This window comes from Pelagimonas sp. (genome assembly GCF_058892305.1).
Genome location: NZ_JBZXVN010000018.1, coordinates 120,952 through 143,339, shown reverse-complemented (window position 1 = coordinate 143,339; position 22,388 = coordinate 120,952). Strand labels below are relative to the sequence as shown.

At 50.4% G+C, this 22,388-nt stretch carries 23 protein-coding genes; 6 read left to right on the top strand and 17 right to left on the bottom strand.

Features of this window, described 5'->3' with window-relative positions:
* The 7 genes from AC5EFR_RS08530 to AC5EFR_RS08500 all read right to left on the bottom strand — a co-directional run.
* Window positions 1–2,233 (bottom strand): hypothetical protein (locus AC5EFR_RS08530; protein ID WP_493575421.1); only part of this gene is annotated, 2,233 nt, incomplete at its 3' end.
* Window positions 2,230–3,099 (bottom strand): flagellar motor stator protein MotA, encoded by an 870-nt coding sequence (gene motA, locus AC5EFR_RS08525; protein ID WP_493575420.1) that lies wholly within the window; start codon window positions 3,097–3,099, stop codon window positions 2,230–2,232. The genes AC5EFR_RS08530 and motA, both read right to left, overlap by 4 nt.
* A gap of 77 nt (window positions 3,100–3,176) precedes the next feature.
* On the bottom strand, window positions 3,177–4,280 hold the full coding sequence (locus AC5EFR_RS08520; RefSeq protein ID WP_493575428.1) for a flagellar basal body P-ring protein FlgI: 1,104 nt from the start codon (window positions 4,278–4,280) through the stop codon (window positions 3,177–3,179).
* A complete protein-coding gene (locus AC5EFR_RS08515) occupies window positions 4,280–5,278 on the bottom strand; it encodes a flagellin (RefSeq protein WP_493575419.1) in 999 nt (332 codons plus the stop codon). Before AC5EFR_RS08515 ends, AC5EFR_RS08520 begins: the two co-directional genes overlap by 1 nt.
* Before the next feature lie 10 nt (window positions 5,279–5,288).
* The gene (gene flgK / locus AC5EFR_RS08510) at window positions 5,289–6,737 is read right to left on the bottom strand and encodes a flagellar hook-associated protein FlgK (protein ID WP_493575418.1); all 1,449 of its coding nucleotides are present in this window, start codon (window positions 6,735–6,737) and stop codon (window positions 5,289–5,291) included.
* 35 nt (window positions 6,738–6,772) lie between these two features.
* Entirely contained in the window at window positions 6,773–8,080 is a 1,308-nt protein-coding gene (locus AC5EFR_RS08505) for a flagellar hook protein FlgE (RefSeq protein ID WP_493575417.1), read from the bottom strand.
* A 117-nt stretch (window positions 8,081–8,197) separates the two neighbouring features.
* Window positions 8,198–9,031 (bottom strand): flagellar motor protein MotB, encoded by an 834-nt coding sequence (locus tag AC5EFR_RS08500; protein ID WP_493575416.1) that lies wholly within the window; start codon window positions 9,029–9,031, stop codon window positions 8,198–8,200.
* A 124-nt stretch (window positions 9,032–9,155) separates the two neighbouring features.
* Here AC5EFR_RS08500 and AC5EFR_RS08495 point away from each other — a divergent pair, with 124 nt between their 5' ends.
* Together AC5EFR_RS08495 and AC5EFR_RS08490 are read left to right on the top strand one after the other, a co-directional pair.
* Window positions 9,156–11,369, top strand: a complete 2,214-nt coding sequence (locus AC5EFR_RS08495; RefSeq protein WP_493575415.1) for a YjbH domain-containing protein — start codon at window positions 9,156–9,158, stop codon at window positions 11,367–11,369.
* A 2-nt stretch (window positions 11,370–11,371) separates the two neighbouring features.
* Window positions 11,372–12,037 carry a YjbF family lipoprotein gene (locus tag AC5EFR_RS08490; RefSeq protein WP_493575414.1) on the top strand — a complete coding sequence of 222 codons (666 nt, stop codon included), beginning with the start codon at window positions 11,372–11,374 and terminating at the stop codon, window positions 12,035–12,037.
* Window positions 12,038–12,043: 6 nt separating this feature from the next.
* Here the strand turns inward: AC5EFR_RS08490 and AC5EFR_RS08485 are convergent, their stop codons facing one another.
* On the bottom strand, window positions 12,044–12,655 hold the full coding sequence (locus AC5EFR_RS08485; protein WP_493575413.1) for a sugar transferase: 612 nt from the start codon (window positions 12,653–12,655) through the stop codon (window positions 12,044–12,046).
* Window positions 12,652–13,485: an NAD-dependent epimerase/dehydratase family protein gene (locus AC5EFR_RS08480; RefSeq protein WP_493575427.1), complete on the bottom strand. Its 834-nt coding sequence runs from the start codon at window positions 13,483–13,485 to the stop codon at window positions 12,652–12,654. The genes AC5EFR_RS08485 and AC5EFR_RS08480 overlap by 4 nt, the downstream gene beginning before the upstream one ends.
* A 101-nt stretch (window positions 13,486–13,586) precedes the next feature.
* Here AC5EFR_RS08480 and AC5EFR_RS08475 point away from each other — a divergent pair, with 101 nt between their 5' ends.
* Entirely contained in the window at window positions 13,587–14,741 is a 1,155-nt protein-coding gene (locus AC5EFR_RS08475; protein ID WP_493575412.1) for a polysaccharide biosynthesis/export family protein, read from the top strand.
* A gap of 52 nt (window positions 14,742–14,793) precedes the next feature.
* Here AC5EFR_RS08475 and AC5EFR_RS08470 read toward each other — a convergent pair whose 3' ends face one another.
* Window positions 14,794–15,231, bottom strand: coding sequence for a c-type cytochrome (locus AC5EFR_RS08470; protein ID WP_493575411.1), 438 nt, complete (start codon window positions 15,229–15,231; stop codon window positions 14,794–14,796).
* A 192-nt stretch (window positions 15,232–15,423) separates the two neighbouring features.
* Here AC5EFR_RS08470 and idi point away from each other — a divergent pair, with 192 nt between their 5' ends.
* The gene (gene idi, locus AC5EFR_RS08465) at window positions 15,424–15,948 is read left to right on the top strand and encodes an isopentenyl-diphosphate delta-isomerase (RefSeq protein WP_493575426.1); all 525 of its coding nucleotides are present in this window, start codon (window positions 15,424–15,426) and stop codon (window positions 15,946–15,948) included.
* Here idi and AC5EFR_RS08460 read toward each other — a convergent pair.
* The 3 genes from AC5EFR_RS08460 to AC5EFR_RS08450 are packed head-to-tail and all read right to left on the bottom strand — an operon-like array spanning window position 15,932 to window position 18,209.
* Window positions 15,932–16,519, bottom strand: coding sequence for a Smr/MutS family protein (locus AC5EFR_RS08460; RefSeq protein ID WP_493575410.1), 588 nt, complete (start codon window positions 16,517–16,519; stop codon window positions 15,932–15,934). The genes idi and AC5EFR_RS08460 overlap by 17 nt on opposite strands.
* Window positions 16,516–17,556 carry a murein transglycosylase A gene (mltA, locus tag AC5EFR_RS08455; protein ID WP_493575409.1) on the bottom strand — a complete coding sequence of 347 codons (1,041 nt, stop codon included), beginning with the start codon at window positions 17,554–17,556 and terminating at the stop codon, window positions 16,516–16,518. The genes AC5EFR_RS08460 and mltA overlap by 4 nt, the downstream gene beginning before the upstream one ends.
* Window positions 17,553–18,209 (bottom strand): Tim44/TimA family putative adaptor protein, encoded by a 657-nt coding sequence (locus AC5EFR_RS08450; protein WP_493575408.1) that lies wholly within the window; start codon window positions 18,207–18,209, stop codon window positions 17,553–17,555. Before AC5EFR_RS08450 ends, mltA begins: the two co-directional genes overlap by 4 nt.
* 103 nt (window positions 18,210–18,312) lie before the next feature.
* Here AC5EFR_RS08450 and AC5EFR_RS08445 point away from each other — a divergent pair, with 103 nt between their 5' ends.
* Window positions 18,313–18,825 (top strand): FxsA family protein, encoded by a 513-nt coding sequence (locus tag AC5EFR_RS08445; protein WP_493575407.1) that lies wholly within the window; start codon window positions 18,313–18,315, stop codon window positions 18,823–18,825.
* Between the two features lie 55 nt (window positions 18,826–18,880).
* Window positions 18,881–19,372 carry a protein-export chaperone SecB gene (secB, locus tag AC5EFR_RS08440; protein ID WP_493575406.1) on the top strand — a complete coding sequence of 164 codons (492 nt, stop codon included), beginning with the start codon at window positions 18,881–18,883 and terminating at the stop codon, window positions 19,370–19,372.
* A 12-nt stretch (window positions 19,373–19,384) separates the two neighbouring features.
* Here secB and dnaQ read toward each other — a convergent pair whose 3' ends face one another.
* Genes dnaQ through AC5EFR_RS08420 form a run of 4 tightly spaced genes read right to left on the bottom strand, consistent with a single transcriptional unit; the run spans window position 19,385 to window position 22,125 of the window.
* Window positions 19,385–20,113, bottom strand: a complete 729-nt coding sequence (gene dnaQ / locus AC5EFR_RS08435; RefSeq protein ID WP_493575405.1) for a DNA polymerase III subunit epsilon — start codon at window positions 20,111–20,113, stop codon at window positions 19,385–19,387.
* Entirely contained in the window at window positions 20,106–20,699 is a 594-nt protein-coding gene (gene coaE / locus AC5EFR_RS08430) for a dephospho-CoA kinase (RefSeq protein ID WP_493575404.1), read from the bottom strand. Before coaE ends, dnaQ begins: the two co-directional genes overlap by 8 nt.
* Window positions 20,696–21,529: a shikimate dehydrogenase gene (locus tag AC5EFR_RS08425; RefSeq protein ID WP_493575403.1), complete on the bottom strand. Its 834-nt coding sequence runs from the start codon at window positions 21,527–21,529 to the stop codon at window positions 20,696–20,698. The genes coaE and AC5EFR_RS08425 overlap by 4 nt, the downstream gene beginning before the upstream one ends.
* Entirely contained in the window at window positions 21,526–22,125 is a 600-nt protein-coding gene (locus tag AC5EFR_RS08420) for a Maf family protein (protein ID WP_493575402.1), read from the bottom strand. Before AC5EFR_RS08420 ends, AC5EFR_RS08425 begins: the two co-directional genes overlap by 4 nt.
* Window positions 22,126–22,388: the final 263 nt, after the last annotated feature.

Here is a 22,388-nt window from a genome sequence, read left to right as displayed (position 1 = left end):
TAACCATAGTCGTGTCAAGCGCCTTTGTAATAATTTCCCTGAATATTGAGCTATCTGAATAAAGGTTTTCAATGTCCGAGAGGGCAAGATTCCCAGCTCCGGCGGAATCACCTTCGTCGCCAGCAGTCCTGGCCAAACTTGAGTACAAGCTTCCCGGATCCAATGCTCGCAACCTTTCCCAATTACTTGACAACCATGCTTGATCTATTTCTTCTTCGCTCTCTCCCAATTCTTCAAATAGCTCCCTAGAGTACTCGTGGTCCCCCATCTTGCGCCTGGATTCAGCTCTCAATTTTGTGACATCTCTACCTTCTAATCCAATAAGAGCTATTTCAGCTTGCTTAGGCTGGTCCTGCCGAATAAGGGCCTTGGCCTTTAGAATCTTCCAATCCCTCGTCTCGGATAGAGAATTAATTTCACTAAGAGTTTCAAGAGCTTTGGTCGAAAAACCCAATGTCAAGAAACGTTCGGATGCCAAAAGCAACGTTTCATCTCTAATACCTTCTTTGTACACCCCAGCTTTGTCAAAAAATACCTTTAAGAACTCTGCATCATCGGAGTTTTTAACAATTTCTTCAAAAGTCCTGTCGATGGCGAGCCTAACTAAGTTTGTATCAACTCCCTCTATATCGTCCAAAACGCTAAATGCCTCGGAAAACAGTCTATTGACAAGTAGGGAGTTTAGGTGGGCTTCCCATAACTCGGACCCCGCTTCTGTATTTCGAAGTTCTTTGGAGTAAGCTGCTGACAGGGTAACCATTCTCTCAGATACCGCCTCGCCTTTCGAAGTAGATATTTCAATATCTCTCGCAATTGCACTTGCCGTCTCTGGCCCGTCCGTTTCGCTCAATATGCGAAATACCCTACTAGCTTCCTCTTTTGCTCCTTCTATCGAGTCAATTTTCGCACCCCCGTAGAGTATGCTACTTGTTTCTCCGCCATTTGCTCTCTCCAGTCTTCGAAGAACGGATTTGGCAATTTCTAGTTTGCCAACTTTAGTCAAATTATCAACTAGTATTGGCCCCAGGTGTAACCTCAAGTGCATCGGCAGTAATTCAAACGACTGTAGTAATGCGTCAACATCGAGTTTTGAAGAGCTTGATAGCATACTACCGTCTAAGGATGACCACATTGAAGAGTAAGTATCACACTCAATTTCCGCCTCGAAAAACCCAGTTGGATCTCTGTCACCATCAACGAGATAGCTCAACGACGTGTAGATCGGTTCAATTGATGACCCATTCAGCGTGGCTACTGATCGAGCTTCAGCTCCAAAGCCAAGGTAAATCAGAGCTCTTACATAGCTGGTTTGGGCTTTATTGTTGACTTGATCGAACTCATCAAACATTGCGCCGCGCCGAGTAGCCAGCAAAAGACTAAAGGGAGAATCCTTCTGAGCCCATGATTTTATATTTAGGTGTGCGTTAGGTGTGCATTTTTGTCCGCCAATGGAAACTCTGTCAGAAGATTTCTTTGATCTTTCTATAGCGGCTGGACGGTTTACCTCCGGCGTATTGTTATTAATTGCCTCAGTATGAATTTCTGAGGCAGGCATCAAAGGGGGATTTTCCAAAGGAGTTGATGGGTCCAATAACCCAATCGTTGCTGCAGTTGCGAGATCACCAAATATTTGGTTACGAACATCACTTGACCGGTTCACACTATCAGGTTTTGGCGAACGAATTTGGGAAGGGGATTGATTGCTTATTGCAGTGGGAACATATGACGGTCTAGGAGTATCTTCAGTCGGAGGACCAATCCTGGGTATTGGGCCCAACCATATCCTAGTTAAATCTGTTGTGCTTATATGACCTTCATCTGCATAATTTTGACTCGTATCGGGATTATTTCGTTCCGATATTTCCGATGGAGTTTTTTCCCTTATGTCAATTACCAACATTCGGTCTCTGAGCAGAAAGGAGTCGGCTGAACAATCGCATGACAACGTAATTTCGACGCCTTTTGAATCCTTTGTGGGGATGATGGAATGCACACGATTTTTCGAAATCTTGTCAAAAGCATTATTGAGGTTGAATCCGTCATGGCTTGCACCAAGAATCAAAGTTATTTTGTCAAGATTGTCATTTTGCTCCAGAGACCATTTGGTGTTCTCGGGTACATCAAAAACTAATCGAGTGAACTCTCCATGTTCACCGCTTCTAAGAGTAATTTTTTCTGCCCATCCGATACTAGGAGCAGCTAAAAGAACGGCAACGAAAAGAACAAAAATCATGCCGCATCCTGCTTTACCGATTTCAGTGCGTCTTCCAAATCTTCAAAGGTCGGCCTGTAATGGGAGGGTGTGTTTTGGCGGCCAACTTCGATACATATATTTGTTGCATGATTGTGAAGGTTGGCGACCAACACTTCACGAATTAGATGGTAAAAGTGAAGATCATCATCAACCACTGCTTTTACTTTTGATGCAAACGGAGCCACTAACCCATACGCTAGAAAAACACCAAGAAACGTACCGACAAGTGCCCCTCCGATCATTTTCCCTAACACTTCGGGTGGCTGGTCGATTGAAGCCATTGTTTTAATGACCCCGAGAACCGCAGCAACGATACCTAAGGCTGGCAAGGCATCGGCCATTGACTGCAAGGCATGACTTGAGTGCTGTGCGTGAGCCGCCATACCATCCAAGCGTTTGTCCAAAACTTCCTCTACTTGGTGTGGGTCGTCGTAGTTCATTGAAACCGAACGCATGGTGTCACAAATTAATTCAAGAGCATACTTGTCGCCCAGAATCTTGGGGTATTTCTCAAAGATGTTAGATTCACTTGGCGTTTCTATGTGTTCTTCTATGGCCACAGGGTTTTGACGCGCCAATCGTATAAGTTCAAACAGCAGACATAAAAGATCACGATAGTCATCATTTTTCCACTTTGGCCCTTTGAAAACTTTCGATATATCCTTGAGCGCGTGCTTGACCGTCGGTCCATCGTTGCTGATCATGAATGCGCCGGCGGCAGCGCCACCAATCATCATCATTTCGAACGGTAACGCCTTGATAATGATGCCTAGTTTACCGCCAGCGGCAACATAACCCCCAAAAACCATAGCGAAAATCACGACAATTCCGATGATCCCCAGCATGATACATCTCCCAATACGAGTTGATCTTTAAAATGGCATGTTTCAGTTAAGAAAACCTCAGCAACGCCCGCTTTCGATTACATCACCACGAAATCGGCATGCAGAGCGCCGGCAGCTTTTATGCTTTTGAGGATGTCAATCATGTCACGAGGGCTTACACCAAGAGCATTTAATCCTGCTATAACCTCAGATAATGAAGTGCCTTGAGGCACGACTGCAAGGCCAATGCCAGGTTCTTCTTCGATGGCTGCTCCAGTTCTTGGAACTATCACCGTCTCACCGTCACTAAACGGATTGGGTTGAATTGCCAAAGGGGCCTCTTCTATCCGTAGAGTAAGGTTGCCCTGGGAAACTGCGACTGTTGATACACGTACATCTGAACCCATTACGATTGTTCCAGATCGCTGATCAACCACAACGCGAGCTTTCCTCTGAGGTTCGACGGTTAGGTTTTCCAAAGCGACGACGGCTCTCGCGGGGGAACTTGCACCGGTTTTTCCCAAGTTTATGGTAACAGTTCCAGCGTCGTTCATTGTCGCAGCCCGTCGCCCAAGCTTGCGATTAATAGCATCTTCTATCCTGGCTGCTGTGGTAAAGTCAGGTTCTCGTAGGGCCAGCCTCAAAGACGAAAGTTGAGAAAAGTCGAATTCCACTTCTCTCTCAACTCGTGCACCAGATGGTATTACACCGGCGGTTGGAACTCCTTGGACCACTCGGGCAGCGTCGCCTTCAGCTTCGACCCCTCCAGCGATAACCGTTCCCTGAGCAACAGCATAAATTTGACCGTCCGCAGCATTAAGCGGAGTCATGATCAGCGTTCCACCTAAAAGGCTTTTCGCGTCGCCAATAGCCGAAACAGTTACGTCGATTTGCCCTCCGGTCCTTGAAAAGGCAGGCAATCGCGCCGTCACAATCACAGCTGCAACATTGCGCGGGCGAAATTGCTCTCCGGTGACATTTACACCAAGACGCTCAAGTATGTTGGACATAATTTCTTCTGTAAATGGAGAGTTTCTGAGACCATCTCCAGTCCCATTCAACCCTACAACCAATCCGTACCCGACCAAGTCGTTCGATCGTACTCCATCGAACTCAACAAGGTCTTTAATGCGGACAGATTGAGCAGTCGCTACGCCAGCTATCAGTGCAGAAAAGATTAAAGAAATCATAAAACGCATCATCATAGATACTCCGCCAATGAGAGACGTTGAGATCGCGCCGTAATTGCGTAAAGACTTTCAAGTTGGCCCCGAATGTTTTCGTAGCGAGCCGCCGTTTCATATTGGTCAGCCCCAACCAAATCTAATCTGGCCAAACTTGCAGAAGCTGTTTCAGCTGCATTGCGCGTTGTCGTTTCTTCAATCCGACCCTCCAAAGCACCTAGCCCAGCACGCAACTCAACGATGGATTGTTGTGCTGCGAGCAAGTCTCGACCAGATTTAGCGAGCAGCTCAACCTTAACATCCGTATCCAGTCCAAGCGATCCATCGGAGGCTAAGGCCGCCATAGCCAAAGGCTTCAACAACTCTCTAAAAACTGTGTCACTCGCGCGAATATCAACGTTAGCCGTGTCGGTTTCACTCAATTGAAACGGAGCAAGCCCGGTGGCTGATCCTTCATAGGTAGTCGTTTCATAACCTCCACCCGCACCGAAAAAAGTATCAAGACCGGCCTCAATACCAGCAAGTGTGGTTTGCCCGGCTAACGCAACTTGAAGATCCGCCAACATATCTTCACTACTGGCGACCGCGGGCCGATCTGTTGCGGTACCACCAAATAGACTTCGGCCTGCAACAGAACGGTTCAACCCATTCATGATTTGGCCCAAAGCGTTTTCAGCGTCATCGGACATTGTATCCAGTAGGGGATCCGTAGGCGTTAAATCCGCTGAGATAAGAGTTTGCGACAAAGCCTGACTGCGGGATTGCATCTCATCCAAACTGGTTTGCATTGTACTTGTTATGTAAGTCGCCTCTGTTGTGTTGACGCGGTACATATTGAGTTTTGACAAAGAACGGTCGATTTCCTGCAAGCTCGTGATGTCACCATTCAAATGCTTGGCAGAATCCTTTACAAAACCGGTCGACACTTCGACCGCAAGCTTATCCATTTCTTCCCGCAGTCGGACTTGATTGGTTCTTAGAACCAATGACCGCGCCATATCCCCTACAGATTGCATGCTATTCTCCTTAGATGGACATCAAACGTTCCATCAGGTCGTCGACGACAGACATGACTTTGGCGTTTGCGGAATATTGTTGTTCGATTTGCATTAAGCGTTGAAGCTCCTGATCGGTGTCGACACCTTTGGAAAACTCTAACTCACTCAACGCAGTGTTCTGGGAAGACAGGAAACTATGTTCATTTTCCGCCCGTACTCGAGTTCCGGAGATACTCGAAGAGAACTCGGAAATGTGATTCACAAAGCTGCGCGATACAGATGGAAGTGATGAAGAACTTGGTACTGTCGAAGTGGTCAAAGCCGCCGCGATCGATTGTAGCAAACGCCCTTCTCCAACTTCACCTTGTGTAGCAGCCCCTAACCCGTCTCGCAGACGCCAAACTGATCCTGAATCTGGCGCAACAAGAGAGTTGAGTTCAATCCGAGCTGCCAACCCATCTTCGTTCAGTGGGTCAAAAGCCGCTCCGTTGTCTGTAAAAAGACCAGGATCCGTACCGCCAAGTGTTGTGTCCGGACCGCCAGGGCCCAAACGCTCGATCAAGTCACGAGCGATGGCATCAAGTTCGGCTTGGCTTTCCACCGCCCTATCATCGCGAATTGCGAATTGTGCGGCTAGGCTACCGCCAGCAAACATACCATCCGCGGTCGAATCGACAGGAAGGCCATTGACCGTCAAGCCATTCAAATCACCCGCAGACAACGTCATTCCGGCACCAATGGCATTGACAGTTTCAAAACCAATTTCAAGCGGTGATCCATCTAGAAGCATGGCACCATTGGTTGTGAACACCGCAATATCGCCTCTTTCGCGTTCAACGATACGCAGAGGAACAATGTCTGAGATGCTATCCAATACCCGTTGCCGTTCGTCCAAGAGGGTGACGGAATCTGATCCAGTTGCACTGGCTTTGATGATATTGCCATTTAGTTCATCTATTCGGTTCAATGCCTCATTTAGAGACTCCACTTGTTTTCCGATAGCAGTGTCGGCCGCTTGCCGAGTTTGCTGAATTTCCGTCGACAGATCATTGAGGCTTTGAGTTAAAGAGGTTGCAGCCGTTGCAACGTTTTCCAAACGTTGTGTTGAGGCTGGATTGGTGGCCGCAGACACCAAGGAGTTTTCAAATGCAGTGACGCGTTCAACCAGAGAACCGGGTGTTCCCGTTTCTCCAACCAGGTTTTCCAACCGCTTAGAATGGGCATACAAGTCGCTTGAATATGCCAGGGACGCGTCGGAAACCCGACGATCCGCAATTATAACCGGATCGGAATGGCGAATTACACCGGCGATGCGAACACCGCCGGTTGTGCCAATCGCTCCCGGTGTGAGCGCCAGTTCACGGCGCCCATACCCTTCGGTCGTGGCATTGGAAATATTGGTAGAAACCAATGAGGCCGCTCGGGAATTGGCCTGTAATCCGCTAAATGCGTTATAGAGAGCACCCGTAAGAGACATTTTGCGACCTCCTTCAAAGGTCTAACGGAAGTCCGTTAGCGTTTGATGTTTGTGGTTTCTTGCAACATTTCATCGACGGTTTGGATGACCTTGGCATTCGATGAATAGGCGCGTTGCGTTTGGATCATTGCCGTCAGTTCATTCGCGACATCTGTCGCGCTTTCTTCACGCGCATATGGCACCACGTCACCGACCGGTCCGTCCCCGGCATCCCAAAGGAAGAAGCTGCCGCTATCTGGAGACGCCATATAGATTTGCTTATCCATCGCGATCATTCCGTTCGGGTTGGGCACATCAACCAAAGGAACTTGATAGATTGTTCGTGAAATACCTGTGTCAAAGAAGGCGTGGACAAAGCCGTTTTCATCCACTTCAACCGTGGTCATTTTACCGACAGGCGAGCCATCTTTGGAAATGTTAAGCGGTTGAAACTTTTCACCAAATTGAGTGAGGCCCGCACTACTTCCCGGCTCACCAAAGTTGATCTCCATTGGTCCGCCGTTCACATTGACAATCAAGGCGCCGGTCAATGGATCGTAAGCACCGCCAGAAGTGGTCGCGACTGACAAAATGGCACCGCCGCTGCCTGCGGTGTCGTCAAATGTCACGACATATTCGCCGATGGGGTTGCTTGCCGCGTCCGTCGCGGAGTCACTGATAGTCACAGTCCATTCGTTGGAAGATCCAGTTGCCGGAATTGTCGGAGTGTAAGTAATGGTTAGATTTTCGGGGCGGCCAAGATTGTCAAAATATTCGACCGACTGATCAATCGCCACACCATCGGCCGTTGAATCCGTGTCGGTCGCAGCAAGGTTGACACCCAAAGTAATCTCAGTTGTCGGCTCACTGGTGAATTGGTTCAAATTGATCTGAATTGGTTCCAAGCTACTGGAAGAATCCCGGGGGAACGTCGGCATTGTTCCGTCGGCGTTAGCCGGCCAACCCAGAAGCATCAAACCAGATTCTGTTTTGAGGTAACCGTTCGAATCAACACGAAACGAACCGGTGGTTGTCAAAAACATTTGCGGGTTGTCGGAACCGGCTTTGACTTCGGTCGCCTCGGCAACCGGTAGGAAACCATTGCCGCGAACCGCCAGGTCCGTCGGGTTGGTCGTTCCAACCAGAGCACCACCTTGGTCAACAAGCCGTTGAGTTGTTGTGCGAACACCACCAGCAGTATAGCCACCGCCGCTATTCGACATGACCATTGAGGAAAAATCGGTTTCAACCCGCTTGTAGCCGCTGGTTGATGAATTTGCGATATTGTCTGAAATTGTGCCTAACCGTGTCGCATTGGCCGCCAGGCCCGCCACACCCGCATTAAGCGATGAGGAGATCGTCATGGAAACGCCTTTCTGCTGTCTCGTTCGTTACTCGAGACAACAGATAAGGTGCTGAGCTTAACGCAGAGCTAACAGCTAAAATCCAATCAAAACTCTATTCGTTTTGAAGAGAGCTTTCTACTCTCTTAGGAACACCACTTCGATCCGGTTGTTTCGGATATCCATTTGGTTTTTCCGAACCGGTTCGCGATCTGCATAAGAGGTCACTCTGCGCACACGCTCCGCTCCAAGCCCCGACGATATGACAAGTTCGCGAAACATCGCCGCCCGTTGAGCCGAAACATCCCAAGACGGGTTTTCGGCCATCACAATGGGATAGGCGGAAGTATGCCCTTCTACTGCGATCGGATTGGTCACCATGTAAGAGGCCTCGACAATGATCCTCGACAGATCCTTTAATAGCTGCGTCGGTTTCGATCCTCGGTCAAAAAGACGTGCATTTTCTGTCTCATAGAGTTCAATCACCAAACCTTCGTCTGTGACCCGGGTTACAATATGTTCCAATAGCTCATCGGCAACCATGCTTTCACCGCCGCGTCCCATGAGCATCTCTTCCACAATCTCAAAGACTTCGTCTTCGGCTGCTTTTTCTTCCGCTTCGCCAGAAGAATAACTACCTCGGGCAGCATTTTCGGGTTGCGCTTTTAGGCTCGTTGCACCGGTTCCCATACGAGGTAAGGTATTCTCCGCAAAGACGGAATCCCCTCCTAGAGCGCCGTTTCCACCACCGGAAACCCGCGCCATAGCAATCGTCGGACTAAAATAGTCTGCAATACCCTTGCGTTGTTTTTCAGTTGTCGCATTCAACAGCCACATCAACATAAAGAAGGCCATCATCGCGGTTACGAAGTCAGCATACGCTACCTTCCAGGCACCACCATGATGCCCATCGCCACCGACGACTTTCTTTCGTTTGATGATGACTGGCCGCACATTGCTGTCGCCACTCATCTCACCACCTTTTCTCTCACCGAGGGAAGGTGTAACCTGTAAGGGCTTACCACCGCCTTAATGTTTCAAAATGTTCCGTTAAAAGCCCCGTGCTGTATTTCACACAGACCAACAGGTTGCATCTATGCACAATGGACAGATTCCGTTAATGCTCGTAGCAAAAGCATTGAAAAATTTCTTTTGGAAGGGTGCAGCTATGCCGGTCATTCGGTCCCAGCGAACAAAGTGCAGCATTTTCGCCGCCTCGTTTACCCTTTTGGCCGTGTCACCTTCATTTGCCGAAGAACCGCGACAAGGGCCTTCTTATAACTTGTACGGCTCACCTGGCTTGATCGACATGCCGACGGCGGATCACTTTGACGAAGGCAATCTTTCGGCAACTATCAGCCAGAGTGGAAAAACAACCAAGACGACGATTGGGTTCCAAATTACCCCGCGTATCTCTGCGAGTTTCCGCTACTCTGCGTTGGCTGAGTTCACGTCGGGTTGGGATGGCACCTATTTTGACCGCAGCTTTGATGTTCGGTTTTTGCTGATGAAGGAAACGGCGAACCGCCCTGCCCTGACTTTGGGCTTTCAGGATGTCATGGGGACAGGACTCTATAGCGGTGAATATCTTGTGGCGACGAAATCGCTTTCACCCGGTCTGAAAGTAACGGGCGGTATCGGCTGGGGTCGTTTGGGCAGCTATAATTCGTTTGCATCAATCGGAGAGCGCTCCGAAACGACGCTCGAACAAGGCGGTATTCCGACCTATGACCGATGGTTCCGCGGTGACGTCGCAGCCTTCGCCGGCCTTTCTTATGCGCCCAACGACCGCTGGAATTTCAAATTCGAATACTCTTCGGACGATTACGACCAAGAGCAGGAAGTTGGACAATTCGAAAAGACCAGCCCTTGGAACTTCGGCGTTGACTATCGCTTTAGGAATGGCAACCAGCTGTCCTTGTATCATGCCTATGGAAACCAGATTGGCGCTCAGATTTCGCTTGCCGTAAACCCGAAAACGCAGGGGGTTCCAGGTGGCATAGAAACAGCTGGCCTACCCGTAAAGCCTAGACTTCAAAAAGATATTCACGATCTCGGCTGGACAAACGACACTGCGGCAATTTCCAAAGCGAAAACCTCTTTGACCTCCCTTGCCGCCAAAGACGGGTTGATTATCGAATCCGTAAAACTGGAAGGCAGCCGGGCGACCGTCAGGGTCTCGAACCAGCGGTTCGGAGTACCATCGCAAGCCTTTGGCCGTTTGGCTCGGTCGATGACTAGGAGCCTGCCAGCGTCAGTCGAAGAATTCGTTATCGTTCCAGTCTCTGCAGGAATTCCAATGTCAGCGGTGGTGATGCGCCGTTCAGATCTAGAGCGCTTGGAACATGAGTCTGCTGATGCGATGCTGGCACAGACGAGCATCATTGACGGCTACAAGCTGGCACCACCACCTGAAAAGGGCATTTACCCTAAGTTCACGTGGGGCATTTCACCCTATGCCGATCTTTCGGTATTCGATCCTAATGAGCCGGTTCGCTTGGACGTCGGTATTCGCGCCAAAGCAGACTATGAAATTCTGTCCAACTTGGTGCTTTCAGGTTCGATTACGAAGAAGCTCGCAGGCAACTTAGAAGATGACCCGCGCCAAGACGAATCCAAATTGCCGCGTGTGCGCACGGACAATGCGCTCTATTCTGCCGAAGGTGATCCTGCGATTGAGTATCTGCAACTGGCGATGTTCAACCGACCGGCCAAGGATTTCTACTCCCGAGTGTCTGTCGGCTATCTTGAGCGCATGTATGGCGGGGTCTCTGCGGAACTTCTTTGGAAACCCGTAGACAGCCGCTTGGCAATTGGAGCCGAGCTAAACTACATTCAACGTCGCGATTTTGATCAGCTTTTTGGCTTTCAAGATATGATCACTGTCGACCCTGTGTCAGGTGCCGAATACGAGATTCCGCATCTGAATGGCCATGTATCGGCCTACTATGATTTCGGGAACGGCTTTCACGGCCAGCTTGATGTTGGACGATACTTAGCCGGGGACTACGGTGGCACCGTTACCGTCGACCGCGAGTTCGCAAATGGGTGGAAAGTTGGTGCTTATGCAACCTTCACGGACATCTCCGCTGATGAATTTGGAGAAGGGTCGTTTGACAAAGGTCTGCGTTTCTTCATTCCTTTGGCCCCTTTCGTCGGCCAACCATCGCGCAAAGTGAATCCAACGGTCATTCAATCTTTGTCGCGTGACGGTGGTGCCCGACTAAGGGTCCGCGATCGTCTTTATGAAAATGTCCGCGGTTATCATGAACCTGTCGTCAAGGACTCATGGGGAAGGTTCTGGAGATAATTATGCAGACATTTTTCAAAGCAGTCGTCGCTCTGGTCGTCTCTCTTGGTCTTGTGGCATGCAGCAGTGATCGTAAAGATCCGCTTGTTTCCATCAAGGCGCTGCCAGCTATGCTATCCAATAAAAAGCCTACGGCACCTGTGGTGACAGGTGAGCAAATCGCCCAAGTCCTTCAAGCCACCGATAGCCCAGCCTCTGTTTTTTCGATCGAGGCCTCATCGGCCCAGTTCATTATGGTCGAAATTCAACGGAACGGTGCGTATCAAACCTTTGGCTCGTCTTCCCGGCAGGCCATCGTACTTCGGAATGGGACAATTGTATCAACCCGCGGGTTTGGCGGTGATCTGATGTCCTCAGAAGAAGGCGCGTTACTGTCTTTGGTTCGCTCCAAGTCTGTAGGGACAGCACGCTATGTGATGCGCCACCTGACTTCGGACAACCAAACAACAGTCTCTGAATTCACCTGCAAGCTCGATACCGGGCCGACCCTGCCCGTTGTCTTGGGCGAGGTGAACAGAAAAGGCCGTGCCATCACAGCGGTTTGTAGCGGGGAAAATGGTTCTTTTACAAATACTTATGTCGTCGACACCTATGGCAATGTCATAAGTGCACGCCAATGGTTAGGTGATGTGCTTGGGTATTTCAATGCCCAACCCCTGCGCCTCTGACTTAGGCTAGTGCAATGACATTCTACGAAGAACTGTGGCTGTCATTAGTTTGAGATCAAAGCAAAAACTGCGGTTTTTGGCATAGATTAGATCAATTGTCGCCTTGCGTGGGACGCATCTTCGACAGTAGGTTTCTTCGGTCGCCGCCGCTGTGTGACAATCCGACAGAAGCTCTTCCTCCGTTTTGTGATAGGCAAGAGTCGCAAGCCCGGTCACACCAGGACGCGATTTCAAAACTTGAGTGTATAGGTTTGGAAATTTTTCGACATAGCGACGCAGAGGTGGTCGAGGTCCAACAAAGCTGATGTCGCCTTTGAGAATGTTCCACAGCTGTGGCAGCTCATCGAGACGGTACTTCCGTAAAAAACCACCCGTTTTGGTGATCCGCGTTGTTTTATCGCCACCTGAAACCCCAGAGTCATTATCATCAGGACGCATCGTTCTGAATTTCCAAAGTAAAAACCCTTGGTCCGGAGTTTTCATTCGCTCAGACACAAAGAAAACTGGCTTTCCATCCAATACAAGAACAGCCAATAGCACCAGTAACATCACCGGAGCCAAGGGAATTAAAAACAACAGGACAAAGAAAATGTCGGAAAGGCGTTTGCCAACAGTCATGGCCACAGCCCTCCTTTCTGGGCACATTCTACCAAGTGCTGGGGGCTGGCGGTCACTTCATCCAATCTCAAAACTGATTGCAACTTTCCTGTATCGAGAGTGACAGAGGCAATCGCGTCCGACGGCGCAGGTTTCCAGCTGATGTTACACTTGGCTGCCTTGGCCAACCCGGCCATATCCGTTGCACAAGGCGCTGCTACGTTTATGGCTCCTTGGACAGATTTTGCGTCAATCAATGCTTCAATCACTTTCGCCAAGTCCACGGCCCCTATGTAGCTTCGACGTGGGCCAAGACCATCCGGAAATCTATCAAGTGTCACGGTCCCCCCCGGTTTTATGTTGCTAAACAGTGCATCGGCACCGGCCACATTCGCCAGTCTCAGAACTACGTTTGAAAACCGGTTTTCGTTTTCTGACGCCCACGTCGCGATCAGGTGTTCCATGTCCAGTTTGGACTGACCATAAGCATTCGGAGCAGGCCCAAAATTTGCTTCGGACTGAGGTTTCGATGAAGCCGGGTAAATTGCTGAACTAGAAAAGTGCAAAACACGTTCAACTTGCAGGGCCGCAGCAAGCTCCAACGTTGCTTTTGCAAGATCAGTATTGTCGGAAAATGCATATCCAGACCGCGGTGTTGCGCCCCAAAGAGCAACCAAAGCATGTACTTTCGGAAAGTGGTTAAGCGGCTCTCCTGGCCGCCAGACAATGCCCTGATGGTCCCGCGAGCGGTTTCTATGGACATAAGCGAATTCAATATCTTGCGCTGGGGTTTCTCTCCAAACAGCGCGCAACATGCGACCAATTTTGCCGCTTGCTCCTAGTACTAACACAACGCGTTTATGCGGTTCTGGCGCCACGGTTTGCTCTCATTCCACTTCCCAACAATCAACATTCTGTCTATCAACTCCTTAAGCGGCTACAAAGCTAATAAATGGTCTGCAATGGCTGCACAGGTCGGGGGGCTACGGTGCGATTTACTGCTAAACTGATTGCTATATTTTTTACAATGCTGGCCGTGTCTGCATGTAGCCTTCCACGCGGGGCGGCTATTCAGACCGAAGTTCTAGATGAACAAGTGGATGAAAATCCCAGTTTTCAAGTAGTCGAAGTAACGCGATCCAACATTCCCGAAATCCTCAGCTGGCCGGCGTCGGGATGGCACGGGCACTACCACTGGCCCAATACATCGACAGGTCGCAACTCATCGACAATCCGAACCGGAGATCGATTGAATGTGACGATCTGGGATAGCCAGGAAAACTCGCTCATTACCAACCCAGGCCAACGCTTTACCGAAATCAAAGGCGTAGAAGTTGATGCAAACGGGTCAATATTTCTTCCCTATGTAAACAAAGTTGGCGTAAGAGGCTTAACCTCCGATCGAGCCCGGTCAAAAATTCAACAGCGGCTTGAACCAATTGTTCCCTCCGCTCAAGTTCAGGTCAGCCTTGAACAGGGTCGGGATCATTCTGTCGACGTTGTCGGTGGCGTCCAAAACCCTGGCAGCTATCCAATGCCGTCACGAAATTACAAAGTGCTGAATGTGCTTGCTGATGCTGGCGGCATTCCTCCGGAATTGCGCAACCCAAAGGTTCGGCTTTTGCGTGGCTCCGAAACCTATGAAATCTCGTCTGAAAAATTGCTCGCCGACGGGACTAAAAACGCACTGATGCAACCGCGTGACACACTCATCGTTGAGGAAGACGATAGTAGTTTTGTTGCATTCGGCGCCTCAGGCAAAGAAGATTTGATCTACTTTCCAAAAGACAATCTAAGTGCGCTCGAAGCTTTGTCACTGATGGGTGGTCTCCGAGATTCAAGGGCAGATCCTCAAGGGGTTCTCGTTCTTCGTGAATACGATACTGCCGATATTCATTCAGGCAACGCCGGCCCCAACCTGCAACAAGTTGTGTTTACCTTTGATATGACAAGTGCGGATGGCCTATTCGCGGCGCGCAAGTTTCCGTTGAACCCGAATGACACTGTTTTGGCGACGGAATCTCCGGTCGTTGGTCTTCGAACAGTCCTTGAATTGATTGGCTCTGTTGTTGGTGTGTCAGCTCAAACAGCTGGCTTGGGACAATAAAAAAGGAGCGCTCCCGGAAGGGCACGCTCCTTTACCATTGTTTAACAGAGGCTTATTCGGCAGCAGGGCCGACAGACGCCAAGTAGGCATAAACATCTTCAGCGCCTTTTTTCAGGCGGAAGGTCATTTTTGACTTTGCTTTGTCATCGCCAAGATGTGACCGCAGGAACTTTTTGGGATCAGTTACATAGGCAACAAAGCTTTCTTCGTCCCATGCCAAACCACCTTCACCAGCAGCGACAATGTCTTTGCCGAATTTGAAACCTTCGAACGTGCCAGCCGTCCGGCCAACAACACCGTAAAGATTGGGGCCAGTTTTCCCGCCTTTGACGATGTTTTCACCGTCAGCATCCTGAATCATGTGGCAGGATTTGCATTTCTTGAAAGCTTTTTCACCAGCAGCTGCATCACCGCTTGGTGCATGCGAGTCGGCAAAAGCTCCGGTAGCGATAGTTGCGACGGCCAGAGCCGATGCGATCGTCATTTTCATGTTGGGTCTCCATCATAATCGCGCAGTCCTAGGGCGAACCTATCAAACCGCTGGGGGTTACAACAATAGCGCGAAAGGCTAATACCCTGCGACCATCCGCCCATTGCCAGCATCATCCCATGCTTTCTGGCCCTTGACCCCGGGGAATTTGCCAGCCACTTAGCCAAAATGACTGATATGCAGAACACTGAATTGGAAACACTGATTCCCGCTTGGGTCGACGGAGTGCTGACTCCGACCGGCAAATTAGCGGCCCATCAGTTTGGATATCGGCACAAAGCCGTGTCGGTTTTTGTGATGTCAGGCACCAAAACGCTGATCCAACAACGCGCGTTGAGCAAGTATCACACGCCGGGTCTTTGGGCGAACACCTGCTGTACGCATCCGCATTGGGACGAAAATCCACTAACCTGTGCCAATAGGCGGCTTGAACAAGAGTTGGGGATTTCCGGATTAACGCCGCAGTATCGCGACCAGATAGAATATCGGGCTGATGTCGGAAACGATTTGATCGAACACGAAGTTGTTGATCTTTACACAGCCCAGGCTGATCAAACTCTTTGCATCACACCGAATCCCGACGAAGTCATGGCTGTCGAATGGATTGAGCTTGAACAACTAAAGACAAGAGTTACAGAGCAACCCGAGATGTTCACACCTTGGTTGAAAATCTATTTATCCGAGCATTCAGACCGGATTTTCACCGCATCCGCTTAAGATAAACATAGTAGGCCCCTGCCCCTCCATGGCGTTGATGGGCTTCGGCAACCTGTAAAATAGCCTGCGAAATCGGCACCATACGCATCCATTGCGGCACTTGGCTTTTTAACACACCACGGCGCCGCGGCATCGGGTCGTAAGGATCTTCGCGGCTTCCCTTGCCCGTAATCACCAGAACCAAACGCAACCCGCGCGCTTGCGACGTCAGAATAAACCGGATCAATTCCGGATGCGCCTGATCAAGCGTCATCCCATGTAAATCTATCCGCGCTTCGGGCGCCAGTTTTCCGCGTTTCATGCGGGTATACGCCTTGTTATCCATCTGTAAAGGAACGGCTTTGACGCGTTGAGATGTGGTTTGGGGAAACACATGTGTTTCTGTTTGCCGCACTGCTTTGTCTCCCAAAGCAAAGGGCGACAAAGGCTGTTTTTCCTTTGGTTTTGGTCGCGCGATCTTTTTCGGAAGCTCAGGCTCAACCGGCTTTGGACGATTGTGAAGCGGATCGGCGCTTGTTGCCACCTGTTGCCAAAGCTCTAGTTCGTCCGGGCGCAGGCGCCTTTTGGTCATTGGACGGCTTCCGGCAAGAGCGCATAGGCGCGTTGAATTGGCATCAAAACGACCATCCGGCCCGGATCTTTGATTCGACCGGCAATTTGCCCGGCTTCGTCACCCGTTCCGATAAACACATCCGCCCGCTGGGCGCCCTTGATCGCTGACCCCGTGTCTTGAGCGATCATCAAGCGGTTAAGCGGGTTCCGGCCGCCTTTCTCAATCCAAACAGGCGCACCTAAGGGCGTAAAAGCCGGATCAACAGCGATAGAGCGCATCGTTGTAATCGACCGGTTCATCGCCCCAAGCGGGCCTCTGTCCGCCGGCACTTCGCTGACTTCGCGGAAAAACACATAGGAGTGATTGTGATAGAGCAACTCCTGTCCCTCAACAGGATTGCGACGCACCCAATTCTTGATCACTTGCGCAGATACCTGATGGGCGGAATATGTGCCCCGTCGCACCAATTCTTGACCAATCGAGCGGTACGGATGACCATTGGCACCACCATATCCAACGCGGATAAAGCTGCCATCGGGATATTTCACCCGGCCAGAACCTTGAACTTGCAGGAAAAACAGCTCAACCGGATCGTCGACCCAAGTGATTTCCAAATCGCGATTGTTCATAACACCCGACGTCAGAATATCGCGCCGGGTGAGCCAAGGCCGCTGTTTACGGGCTTCAGATGGCATTTTATAAATCGGATATTTGAAGCGCTCACTTTTAAAGGGCGCTCCGTCCAGTTCCGGTTCAAAATACCCGGTGAACAAGCCATCCGACTTATCCGTGATCAGAACAGGTCGAAAGAACAGTTCAAAAAACTGCCGCGCATCCCCGGCCTCGGCCGCAACATTGCACAAAGAGACCCAATCGGGATCGTTCAAATCCCCACAGGTGTTGCGAAACACCTTTAGCGCGGCGGCATGATCATCCTCGGCCCAGCCAACAAGGTCTTCGAACCCCAAAATGGCATAGGACGTCTCATTCTCAGCATCAGCTGCCTGTGTCATGGCCATGATCGCCGTACAAACCGCAAGGAAAAATTGCTTCATTCGTCCGTGGCGACAAGCTGCCAATTCGGGTCTGAGTTGCCCATGTCATGGGAATAGGTCCAGACGTCTTTTTGCTTTTTGACCGCGGTGGCCGATCCTTCAAGCACCTGACCTTCGGCATCTTTTACGACCGACGTGAGATCGCCAACATAGCGCACAGTGATTTCAGCAACTTTTGTTGCCTCGTCAAAGCTTGCATCGGAAATCGAGATTTCACGTACACCAATGAATTCGGCCTCAATGGTCAGACCTTGCTCTTTGCGGCTTTCCACAACTTCGACGAAGGTTTCATAGACATCATCCGCCAAGAACGGCTTGAGATCTTCAACCTCTCCCCGCTCAAAACCCATCAGGATCATCTCATAAGCGCCACGCGCTCCAGAGAGAAATTCAGAAACGGAGAAAGACGGATCGACACGTTTCATGGCCGATAGGGCTTTGGCAGCACTGCTATCTTCGGCAACGTGGTCAATGATATCACGGTCGGGCCCGCCATCTATCACTTCAAAATCACGACGCGCGTCACGGGCTTCAGATTGGGGAACCGGAGGTTTTTCAAAACCTTCTCGGGTGCCCAAAACACTGCGCAAACGCAGGAACAAAAAAATTGCAATTCCGGCAAGAACCAGAAGTTCGATGATAGGAGAGTTCATTTGCACCTCATTTCGGGGCGGCATGGAATATTCTTGGTTGAATACCTATGTAGGTTAGGCACGCGGGTGAGTCCACCTGAGCTGAAAAAAGGAATGCATCACAATGTGGCTGTTTATCGCCTTTCTTGCTGTCCCTCTGATCGAAATCGGCCTGTTCATTCAGGTTGGCGGTGCGATTGGCCTATGGCCAACGCTTGCAATCGTTGTCTTGACGGCGATTTTGGGCACGTTTTTGGTTAGAACACAGGGTATCAACGCAATAAACAACCTCCAGAACAGTTTTTCGCGGCTCGAAGACCCGAGCGAACCCTTGGCACACGGGGCGATGATCCTGATTTCTGGCGCTTTATTGCTGACGCCCGGTTTCTTTACCGATGCTGTTGGCTTTGCGCTCTTGATGCCGCCTGTCCGTTCGGCCGTTTTTGCCTGGGTAAAGAAGCGCGTCAAGGTTAGCCAGTTTGAGATGGGCGGCGAGTTCCACACCTATCAGTCCGGACCGGCTCAGCGCCCCACCCCCGGCGTAAAGCCCAGTGAAGACGTGGTTGAAGGGGAGTTTTCAGAAATTCCTGACGGCAAAGAGCCCAATCATCCCGGCTCTGGTTGGACAAGGCATTGAGGCTTTGATCACAGACTGATATGCCTTGGACCGATTTTATATTGGAGACCGGTCCATGGCAGAAACCAACGGCGCAGCTGAAACACCCCAAGCGCCTAAAATGAATGTGCTGGCACAGTTCATTCGCGATCTTTCATTCGAAAATATTCTCGCCCAAAAAGGCGTTTCTGGCGAAGTTCAGCCAGAAGTTCAGGTTCAGGTGAACCTTGACGCCAAGAAGCGCACTGCTGAAAATCAGTACGAAGTAATCATGAAACTGAAAGTGGACAGCAAGTCCGCCGCAGCAAAAGAGCAGCTTTTTCTGCTTGAGCTTGATTACGCTGGCGTGTTCAACATCGAGGGCATTCCAGAAGACCAGATGCATCCGTTCCTTCTGATCGAATGCCCACGGATGTTGTTCCCGTTTGTGCGTCGCATTGTTTCAGATGTGACACGCGACGGTGGTTTTCCGCCTCTCAACCTCGAAACTATTGATTTCGTGGCACTTTATCGCACCGAGCTTCAGCGCCGTCAGGCAGAAGCTGAAGGTCAAAAAGCCGACGCTTAATGAGACATGCGCTTAGGATTTAAGCCAAAGCGCATCTTCTCCTAACTTCTCGACAAAGGCGGCGTGAGCCGCCTTTTCTTTGTCTGACAAGCGAGAGGGCAGGGCGGTCGGACGCGCGGTCGGTCTCCAGTTTGATTCTTCCCCTGTGGAACTCTTGTTTTTTTCAACGGGGGCAAGACCAAAGTCAGGCTGTTTTCCGCCGATCAGCTCAAGGTATACTTCGGCCAGAATTTCACTATCGAGCAAAGCGCCGTGAAGAGTACGGTTAGAGTTGTCGATATTGAAACGACGGCACAGCGCATCCAACGAGGCGGGCGACCCTGGAAACCTTTTTCTTGCTACCATCAAGGTATCAAACGCCTGATCATAGGGAATTTCAGGCAAGTTCATCCATTTCAGTTCAGCGTTCAAGAATTTCATATCAAACGCAGCGTTGTGGATGATCAATTTGGAATCCTGAATGAAATCAAGAAAGCTTTGACCTACTTTCTTGAACACAGGTTTGTCTTTTAGCGTCACTTCACCGGGATTCGCCGCCCGCGGTGAATCAAGCAAATCCGGCCCGATTCCGTGCACGCCAAAGGCTTCGTCCGGCATGCCCCGTTCGGGATTGATATAGACGTGATAGGTTTCGCCAGTGGCGACATGATTCATCAGCTCTACAGCACCGATTTCAACAATGCGATCGCCCGAAAACGGGTCAAACCCGGTGGTTTCCGTATCCAGAACGATTTCACGCATCGGAAATTTGCCTTTCTATCCCTGCCACAATCGCCTCAACCTGAGCGCGGGCATGCTCTAGCGTATCGGTTTCGATAACATAGGTCGAGCGGGCACATTTTTCACTATTTGGCATTTGTCGGGACAGGATTTGATCAAGCGTCTCTGCGCTCATTGTACCCCGCGCCATAACCCGATCTCGTTGAAGTTCAGCCGAAATAGAGACACATGCAACCGCATCCATCGCCTTGTCGCCATTGGTTTCAAACAACAACGGTATGTCAAAAACACCGATCTTGTCAGGGTTATTTGCGATGAACGCTTCGCGGTCTCGTTGAACCAAAGGATGAACAATCGTCTCTAGTTCAACCAAAACCGCGGGATTACCCGAAATCAGATCGCGGAGTTGGTCACGGGACACAGACCCATCTTTGATCGCATGTGGAAACTTGGCCGCAATCGGCGCTACTGCGGCTCCCTTTTCGCCATAAAGCCTGTGGACTGCCACATCAGCATCCCAAACAACGCAGCCTAGCTCGGCAAACATGTTTGCCGTCGTGCTTTTACCCATTCCGATAGACCCGGTCAGGCCGAGTTTGAATTTCATCGCAAAACCGCAGCGCGCGTCGTTTCGTCAATTTCGGGACGGGTTCCAAACCAGCGTTCAAATCCAGGAACCGCTTGATGAAGCAGCATGCCCAAGCCGTCGACGACCTGACATCCCGCGTCCTCTGCCTCCCTTAACAACCGCGTTTGGAGCGGTGTATAGACAAGGTCGGTAACCAACATGCCTGAACTCAGAGCATCAAGGGGAACCCGCAGTTCTTTTTTGCCGGTCATCCCTAGCGAAGTCGTGTTGACCACGGTGGCAGCACCTTCGATCAAGTTGCCAGCCTTGACCCAATCAAAAACCTGAACCCGATTGCCAAATGCTTCCCTAAGCGTATCCGCCCTGGCCCTAGTTCGGTTAGACAGACGTATTTCGGGAACACCAACATCCAACAATGACGCAATAACAGCGCGGGCCGCTCCACCTGCTCCTAGAACCACAGCTGGACCTGACTCCGGCTGCCAAGAAGGGGCGTTTTGGCGAAGATTTTCAATAAACCCGTAGCCATCAGTGTTATCTGCGTGGATGCGCCCATCTTTGCGAAAAATCAATGTGTTCGCAGCACCAATGAGGGTTGCTCGGTCAGATACAAGATCAGCGATCTCCATCACCCGCTCTTTGTGGGGAATGGTAACATTCACACCCACAAATCCCATATCAGGGAGTATTCTAAGCGTCGCTTCCAGCTTGTCCGGGGCAATATCCATGGGGATATAATGACCCGGGAGGCCATATTTACGCATCCAATGGGCGAACAGCCGAGGAGACCGGGAATGTGCAATAGGTGAGCCAATGACACCGGCCAAGGGAATACGGTCTAGGGTCATGCGGGGATGGCTCCTTGGTTTGAGAGTTGATTGAGTAGTTCCAAAAGCGGTAAACCAAGCACTGTGAAATGATTGCCATCGACACGAGCAAACAAACGAACGCCTTCTTCCTCGAGCTTGTAGCCACCCACCGAATAACCAATTTCGGGCCAGTTCCTGTCAAGGTAGTCCTCGAGATACGCATCGGAGAAGTCGCGCATCAAAAGACGGGCCGTGGCCACATGGCGCCAAACCGGCTCAGCCTCGTTGTATAGGACAGCGGCTGAAAGCAGTTGGTGTGGTTTTCCGCGCAAAGCCCTCAGCTGATCGCGCGCGTCATCCCTGCTTTGAGGTTTGGAGAAAATCCGCCCCTCGAAAGATAGAACCTGATCACATCCCAGAACCCGTTTGTCAGGGTTTTTTAGGGCAATTTTGCGCGCCTTGGCCTCTGCCAATGTGTCAGCAATATCTCTGGGTGTTGCTTGTTCGGCCTGAAGAGCTGCCTTGATCATATCCTCATCAACGCGAGGCGATTCGATTTCGATTCGAAGTCCGGCCGCGCGGAGCAGATCCGCTCGAATTTGAGAGCCAGAAGCGAGGATGAGGTGCGGATTCATGTGGATAGTTCTGCGGGCAACTCTGTGTGGGCTTTCACGTATGTTTCTGGGGAAAAAAACATCAAGTTGCAAGCTTGGGGGTAAGTCGCCCCTTTGTCAGACATTCCAGACAAGTTGTTTGGGCTGAGGAAAGGAAAACTTCCGCTATGTGGGACATCGGATGTGTTGCCGCTTGTCCCAAGGTTTTCCTAGATAGAATCTTAACGTTCGTCACAGGATTAAGATATTGTTTAAAAACACTAAAAGTTAGATATCGTTTCAAA